This window comes from Brooklawnia sp., from assembly GCF_049651565.1.
Lineage (GTDB): Bacteria > Actinomycetota > Actinomycetes > Propionibacteriales > Propionibacteriaceae > Brooklawnia.
This window is the reverse complement of sequence record NZ_JBASCI010000274.1, coordinates 33,975-41,614: the sequence shown is the minus strand read 5'-3', so window position 1 is coordinate 41,614 and position 7,640 is coordinate 33,975. Positions and strand designations below refer to the sequence as shown.

At 69.0% G+C, this 7,640-nt stretch carries 5 protein-coding genes; 1 reads left to right on the top strand and 4 read right to left on the bottom strand.

The window, feature by feature from the left end; translation table 11 throughout:
• Positions 1–2,471, bottom strand: a 2,471-nt coding sequence (gene alaS, locus WBL05_RS13490; RefSeq protein WP_424226639.1) for an alanine--tRNA ligase, incomplete at its 3' end; no start/stop codon positions are given.
• A gap of 84 nt (positions 2,472–2,555) precedes the next feature.
• Here alaS and WBL05_RS13485 point away from each other — a divergent pair.
• Positions 2,556–3,614, top strand: a complete 1,059-nt coding sequence (locus WBL05_RS13485) for a YihY/virulence factor BrkB family protein (protein WP_424226637.1) — start codon at positions 2,556–2,558, stop codon at positions 3,612–3,614.
• Here WBL05_RS13485 and WBL05_RS13480 read toward each other — a convergent pair.
• The 3 genes from WBL05_RS13480 to aspS all read right to left on the bottom strand — a co-directional run bounded on the left by WBL05_RS13480 (position 3,600) and on the right by aspS (position 7,621).
• A complete protein-coding gene (locus WBL05_RS13480; protein WP_424226635.1) occupies positions 3,600–4,955 on the bottom strand; it encodes a replication-associated recombination protein A in 1,356 nt (451 codons plus the stop codon). The two genes, WBL05_RS13485 and WBL05_RS13480, sit on opposite strands and share 15 nt — an antisense overlap.
• A 2-nt stretch (positions 4,956–4,957) precedes the next feature.
• Positions 4,958–5,737, bottom strand: a complete 780-nt coding sequence (locus tag WBL05_RS13475; RefSeq protein ID WP_424226634.1) for a tyrosine-protein phosphatase — start codon at positions 5,735–5,737, stop codon at positions 4,958–4,960.
• Positions 5,738–5,821: 84 nt separating this feature from the next.
• Positions 5,822–7,621, bottom strand: a complete 1,800-nt coding sequence (gene aspS / locus WBL05_RS13470) for an aspartate--tRNA ligase (protein ID WP_424226644.1) — start codon at positions 7,619–7,621, stop codon at positions 5,822–5,824.
• Positions 7,622–7,640 lie beyond the last annotated feature (19 nt).

The following is a 7,640-nucleotide window of genomic DNA, read 5'->3' as shown; positions in this document are numbered from 1 at the left end:
TCCCCGATCAGGACGACCAGGGCCGGCTGCGAACCGAACCGGTCGCGCAGCTCGGTGGCCAGCGTCCGCAGCTCGCCGCCCTCGGCGCCGGATACCAGTTGCGCCACCGTCCGGACGCCGGACAGGTCGCGGGCGCGCTCGGCAGCGTCGGCCAGATCTGCCTTCAACTGGGCCAGCCGCAACTCCGATATGGTCTTCTGCGCAGCCTTCAGGTCGGCGACCATCGACTGCACCCGGTCGGGCAGCTGGTCGGGTTGCACCTTGAGCAGGTCGGACAACTGGTGCACCAGTGCGCGTTCGGCCGCCATGTGGGCGAACGCGTCGGTGCTGACCAGCGCCTCCACCCGGCGGGTGCCCGAGCCGATCGACTGCTCACCGAGCAGGGTCATCATGCCGATCTGGCTGGAGTGCTCGACGTGGGTGCCGCCACACAGCTCGCGGCTCCACGGCCCGCCCATCTCGACCACCCGGACGATCGGCGGGTACTTCTCGCCGAACATCGCCATCGCTCCCATCGCCCTGGCCTCGGCCAGCTTCATCTGGGTGGCGCTGACGGCCAGGTCGTCCCGGATCGCCTCATTGCAGCGTTCCTCGATCTCGGCCCGGAGCTGGGGGCTGAGGCCCTTGCTGGCCGAGAAGTCGAAGCGCAGGTAGCCGGGGCGGTTGTAGGAGCCGGCCTGGGTGGCGCCCGAGCCGACCAGTTCCCGCAGTGCGGCGTGGACGACGTGGGTGGCCGAGTGTGCCTGGCAGGCGCCCCGGCGGTAGAAGCCGTCCACCTGAGCGGTGACCGGATCTCCGACGGCCAGCTCGCCGACGACCTCGACCTTGTGCACGATCAGTCCGGGCACCGGACGCTGGACGTCCAGCACCTTGAGTTCACCGGCCGGGGTGCTCAGCACACCGGCGTCGGAGTCCTGGCCGCCGGCCTCGGCGTAGAACGGGGTCTCGGCGAGCACCACCTCGACGATGCTGCCGTCAGGTGCGATGGTGAGCGACTCGCCCTCGCCGACCAGCCCGCGCACCCTGGTGTCGATCACAAGGTCGGTGAAACCCAGGAACGGGGTCTCACCCTCGGCGCGCAGCACTTGGTAGGCCTCGGTGTCGACCACGCCGCCCTTCTTGGCGCGGGCGTCGGCCTTGGCGCGCTGCCGCTGCTCGGTCATGAGTTCGGCGAAGCGTTCCCGGTCGACGCTGAGCCCCTGCTCGGAAGCCATCTCCAGGGTCAGGTCGATCGGGAAGCCGTAGGTGTCGTGCAACTGGAAGGCCTTGTCGCCGGGCAGGGTGGCCGACCCCGACTGGCGGGTCTGGTCGACCGCCAGGTCGAACAGGGTGGTGCCGGCCTGCAGGGTCCGGCTGAAGGTCGCCTCCTCATTCCCGGCGATCTCACTGATCCGTTCCCACTGGTCGTCGATCTCGGGGTAGGAGTTGCGCATCACCCCGCGGCTGACGTCCAGCAGTTCGACCAGGTGCTCACCGGGGTACCCAAGCAGCCGCATCGAGCGGATGGAGCGTCGCAGCAGCCGACGCAGCACGTAGCCGCGAGCCTCGTTGCCGGGCGACACCCCGTCGGTCATCAGCATCAGCGCGCTGCGCACGTGGTCGCCGATCACCCGCAGCCGCACGTCGTCGCTGGCGTCGGCGCCGTAGCGGCGTCCGGTCAGGCTGGACGCCCGGGCGATCACCGGGAAGACCTCATCGGTCTCGTACATGTTGTCGACGCCCTGCATCAGGAACGCGATCCGTTCCAGCCCGGCGCCGGTGTCGATGTTCTTGCTGGGCAGCTGACGTGCGACGTCGAAGTCGTCCTTGGCCCGCACGACCGACAGTTCCTCCTGCTGGAAGACCAGGTTCCAGATCTCCAGGAAGCGGTCCTCGTCGGCGTTGGGGCCACCCTCCGGACCGTACCGGGGGCCGCGGTCGATGTAGATCTCCGAGCACGGCCCGCCCGGCCCGGGTACGCCCATGTGCCAGTAGTTGTCCTTGAGGCTGCGGGCCTGGATGCGGCCGGCGGGCACGCCCACCGAACGCCAGTACCGGACCGCCTCCTCGTCACCGTTCGGGTAGTCGGGGTGCATGCCCGGGCCGAGCACCGTCACCCAGATCTTGTCCGGCGCGAAGCCCAGACAGCCGTCGTCCTGGCTGCCGGTGACGAACTGCCAGGCCCACTCGATCGATTCCCGCTTGAAGTAGTCACCGAAGCTGAAATTGCCCAGCATCTGGAAGAAGGTGCCGTGCCGGGTGGTCTTGCCGACGTCGTCGATGTCCAGGGTGCGCACGCATTTCTGCATGCTCACCGCCCGCGGGTACGGGGCGCGCTCGGCCCCGGTGAAGTAGGGCTTGAAGGGCACCATCCCGGCGTTGACGAACAACAGCGTGGGGTCGTTGTACAGCAGCGAGGTGCTGGGCACCACGGTGTGGTCGCGGGCGGCGAAGAAGTCCAGGAAACGCCGTCCGATTGCTGCTGCTTTCATCCCATCATCCTCACTTGCGTTCGCGCTGGGCGTAGTGCGCGCCGAGCCAGCAGCCAAGCCTAGCGCGCTGGGTACATTCGGGATATGAACGACCCCATCGACTCCCAAGGCCCCGTGCTCTCGGACGACCAGCCGCCGGAGCCCAAGAAGGTCAAGATCCCCCGAAGCTCCTGGCTGCACATCGTGAAATCGACCATCCAGCGCTTCACCGCCAATCAGGCCACCGACATCGCCGCCACCCTCACCTACTACACGGTGCTGGCGCTGTTCCCCGGCCTGCTCGCCATTGTCTCCATCATCAAGTTGAGCGGAGTGGGTGACCGGCTGATGCCAGAACTCACCCGGCTGATCCAGGAAGGCGTCCCGGACGACGGTACGGCGCAGACCCTGGTCGGCATAATTGACGGCTTCTTCTCCTCTTCCGGTGCCGGCTTTGCTCTGGTCCTCGGCATCATCACCGCCGTCTGGGCGGCCAGCGGCTACATCGCAGCCTTCACTCGCGCGATGAACCGCGTCCACGAGGTCGAGGAGGGTCGCAACGCCATCAAGCTGAAGCTCTTCCAGCTGCTGCTCACCATCATCGTCCTGGTCAGCGCGGTACTGGTACTCGGCGGTCTGGTGCTGAGCGGCAGCGTCGCCCAGTGGGTCGGCGATCGAATCGGGTTGGGTAACGCGGTAGTGCGGGTCTGGGACATCGCCAAATGGCCGCTCCTGCTCGCCCTGGTGATGATTGTGGTCGCCGCGCTCTACCACTGGACGCCCAACGTCAAGAAGCCAAAATTCCAGCCGATCAGCCCCGGCTCCACTCTGGCCGTGTTCATCGCGATCATCGCGGCCACCGGCTTCAGCTTCTACGCGGCCAACTTCGGCAGCTACGACAAGACCTACGGTACCCTCGCCGGCGTCATCATCGCGTTGTGGTTACTGTGGTTGACCAACCTTGCCCTGCTGGTGGGCGCCCACCTGGACGAGGAGATCATCCGCGTCCGGCAGTTGCACCGGGGCATGGCGGCCGAACGCGACCCGCTGCTGCCACCGCGGGAGAACGCGGGCATCGTCAAGAAGCAGGAGAAGGCCAACAAGCTGGCCGCCGAGGCGCACCAGATCCGGATGTCGGCCGACGACAAGTCAGACCCGGCCTAGCAGTTCCCGCAACACCGCCAGCCGGTCGGCGATCTGCGCCTCGTTGCCGTGCTGGCTGGGCAGGTAGTAGCGCCGGTCTGCCAACTCGTCGGGCAGGTACTGCTGGGCCGCGACGCCGTGCGGGTGATCGTGGGAGTACTGGTACCCAACCCCGTGGCCGTAACCGGCGGCCGAGGCGTAGTGGGCGTCCCGCAGGTGGGCTGGGACCTGCCCGATCCGGCCGGCCCGGACGTCGGCGATGGCGGCGTCGATGGCCGTGATCACCGCATTCGACTTGGGTGCGGTGGCCGCCGCGATGGTGGCCTGGGCCAGGTTGATCCGGGCCTCCGGCATGCCGATCAACTGCACGGCCTGGGCGGCCGCGACGCAGGTCTGCAGCACCCCCGGCGCAGCCATCCCGATGTCCTCGCTGGCCGAGATGACCAGCCGGCGGGCGATGAACCGGGGATCCTCCCCCGCCTCCAGCATCCTGGCCAGCCAGTGCAGCGCGGCGTCCACGTCGGAGCCCCGCACCGACTTGATGAAGGCGCTGATCACGTCGTAGTGCTGGTCGCCATCGGCGTCATAGCGCACCGCCGCCCGGTCCACCGACTTCTCCAGGGTTGCCAGTTCGATGACGTCGGCGCCGATCGCCTCGGCGCTGCGGGCGGCCTCCTCCAGGTAGGTCAGCACCCGGCGCGCGTCCCCACCCGCCATCGCCAGCATCGCTGCCCGGGCGTCGTCGGACAGGCCGAACCGGCCTGCCAGGCCGCGTTCGTCCGACAGCGCCCGATCGACCAGCCGGTTCAGGTCCTGGTCGGTCAACGGCTTCAACGTCAGCACCAGCGACCGCGACAACAGCGGCGCTATCACGCTGAAGCTGGGGTTCTCGGTAGTGGCGGCGATGAGGGTGACCAGCCGGTTCTCCACCGCCGGCAGCAGCACGTCCTGCTGGGCCTTGTTGAACCGGTGCACCTCGTCCACGAACAGGACGGTGGCCCGGCCTCGGGCCAGTTCCCGCTTGGCGGTGTCAAGCTGGGTGCGCACCTGGCTGACGCCGGCAGTCACCGCGGACAGCTCGACGAAGCGACGGTTGGTCTGGTTGGAGACCACCGCCGCGATAGTGGTCTTGCCCACCCCGGGCGGGCCCCACAGGAAGACCGACATCGCGCCGGTACCCTCGGCCAGCCGCCGCAGCGGCGAGCCGGGCGCCAGCAGGTGGTCCTGACCGACAATCTCGTCGATGGTGCGCGGCCGCATCCGGACCGCCAGCGGGAGATTGGCGTGATCACCGTGGGTGAGCGAGCCACCGGTGCTGGTGTCGGGGCCAGGGATCAGGTTGCCGAACAGGTCCTCCGACATGCTCAGTCGAGCAGCCTGTTCTCCAGTGCCGACTGGTCGTCGCCGGTCCACCCCTGGCGGTCCAGCCAGTTCGCCACGCCGCCGAGCTTGCGGTCGATCCGGTCCAGCAGGATCTCCATCACCGCCGGTGGGGTGGCCTGGGCCGCCACCCGATCCTCGTACTCGGGCGACCCCACGGTGGCCGCCTCGCCGAGCCGCTCCAGGATGGCCCGAATCCGCTGGTTACTGGCCGCGTAGTCGGCGATCACCTGGTCGGCGGGCACCCCGACCGCCGACAGCAGCAGCGCGGACGTGGCGCCGGTGCGGTCCTTGCCGGCCGCGCAGTTGATGATCGTGGCGCCGCTGGCCGAGGCGACCGTCCGCAGCGCCCGGATCAGGCTGTCGGGCCGGGTGGTGAAGTAGCCCAGGTAGTGCAGCGCCGTCAGGTGGTTGCGGTCGCGGGGTTCGCCGGGTTCGGTGGCGGCCAGCTGGCCGTGCCATGGCGGGATCGGATCGTCCGGATCGTCGTCGGGGTACAGGCTCATCTTGTGCAGGTGGACCTGCCCGTTGAACGGCCAGGCACCGTCCCGGGCATGTTCACCGTTGGTGCGCAGGTCGACGACGTCGCTCACCCGGTAGTGGTCGAGCAGGAGGGTGGCCGCCGATGGCGTCAGGTCTGCCAGGTTGTCCGATCGCAGCACCGTCCGCCAGCGGACGGTCCGTCCGGTGACGGTGGTGTGCCCACCGAGATCCCGCATGTTGACCACGCCATCAAGTTCCACCCAGTTCGGTCCGGTCGTCATGGCATCGACCGTACCCTGCCCCGCCGACCGACCGGTACACACCCTGCGGCGGGCCGGCCCATCGCAGGGCCGACCTCCGCCGGACTAGGCCTCGACCTGGGCGGCCTGCTTCTTGTGCTGCGGCCGGGTGTCGACACCGGCCTCCTTACGCTGCTGCGCGGTGATCGGGGCCGGGGCGCCGGTCAGCGGGTCGTAGCCGTTGCCGGTCTTCGGGAAGGCGATGACCTCGCGGATCGACTCGGCACCGCCGAGCAGCGCGGTGATCCGGTCCCAGCCGAACGCGATCCCGCCGTGCGGCGGGGCACCGTACTGGAAGGCGTCCAGCAGGAAGCCGAACTTCTCCTGGGCCTCCTCGGCGCCGATGCCCATCACCTTGAAGACCCGCTCCTGCACGTCGCGACGGTGGATACGGATCGAACCGCCGCCGATCTCGTTGCCGTTGCAGATCAGGTCGTAGGCGTAGGCGAGCGCCGAGCCGGGGTCGGTGTCGAACGTCGCCATGCACTCCGGCTTGGGCGAGGTGAACGCGTGGTGCACCGCCGTCCAGGCCCCACCACCCACCGCCACGTCGCCCTCGGCGACCGCTTCGGACACCGGCTTGAACAACGGCGCGTCGACCACCCACAAGAAGCTCCAGGCGTCCTGGTCGATCAGCTCGCACCGACGGGCGATCTCGTTGCGGGCCGCCCCCAACAGATGCTGGGACGCAGTCCGGGTACCGGCGGCGAAGAAGATGCAGTCGCCCGGCCGGGCGCCGGTCGCGGCCGCCAGCCCGTCGCGTTCGGCGTCCGAGATGTTCTTGCTGACCGGGCCGGCCATGGCGCCGTCGTCGGCGATGGTGACATAGGCCAGCCCCCTGGCGCCGCGCTGCTTGGCCCACTCCTGCCAGGCGTCGAAGGTGCGACGCGGCTGGGACGCCCCACCCGGCATCACGACCGCCCCCACGTAGGGCGCCTGGAAGACCCGGAACGGAGTGTCGGCGAAGTACTCGGTCAGCTCGGTGAGCTCCAGATCGAACCGCAGATCGGGCTTGTCCGATCCGTACCGGTCCATCGCCTCGGTGAAGGTCAGCCGCGGCAGCGGGTTCGGCAGCTGGTAGCCGATCAGCGACCAGACCTCGGCGATGATCCGCTCCGACAGCGCGATCACGTCGTCCTGGTCGACGAAGCTCATCTCGACGTCGAGCTGGGTGAACTCCGGCTGCCGGTCGGCCCGGAAGTCCTCGTCCCGGTAGCAGCGGGCGATCTGGAAATAGCGCTCCATGCCGGCCACCATCAGCAACTGCTTGAACAGCTGCGGGCTCTGCGGCAGGGCGTACCAGGAGCCGGGTGCCAGCCGGGCCGGCACCAGGAAATCGCGGGCACCCTCAGGGGTGCTGCGGGTCAGCGTCGGGGTCTCGATCTCGACGAAGTCGTGCGCGGCCAACACCTTCCGGGCGGCGGCATTGACCTGGCTGCGCAGCCGCAGCAGCCGGCCCGGCTCGGGGCGGCGCAGGTCGAGGTAGCGGTGCCGGAACCGGGTGTCCTCACCGACGTTGACGCGGTCGTCGATCGGGAACGGCAGCGGTGCGGCCGGGTTCAGCACCTCCAGGGTGTTGACGGCGACCTCGATCTCGCCGGTTGCCATGCCGGGGTTGACGGTGTCGGCGGACCGGGCCTCCACCTCCCCGCCGATCGCCAGGCAGAACTCGTTGCGCAGCCGGTGGGCACCCAACTGGTCGACCAGTTCCTCACGGATCACGCACTGCACGATGCCGGAGGCGTCCCGCAGGTCGACGAAGACCACTCCGCCGTGGTCGCGTCGGGCGTCCACCCAACCGGCGAGCCGAACAGTGGTACCGATTTCGGACGAACCGAGCGTCCCTGCCTCGTGGGTGCGAATCAACGCCACATTCCTCTCGGGT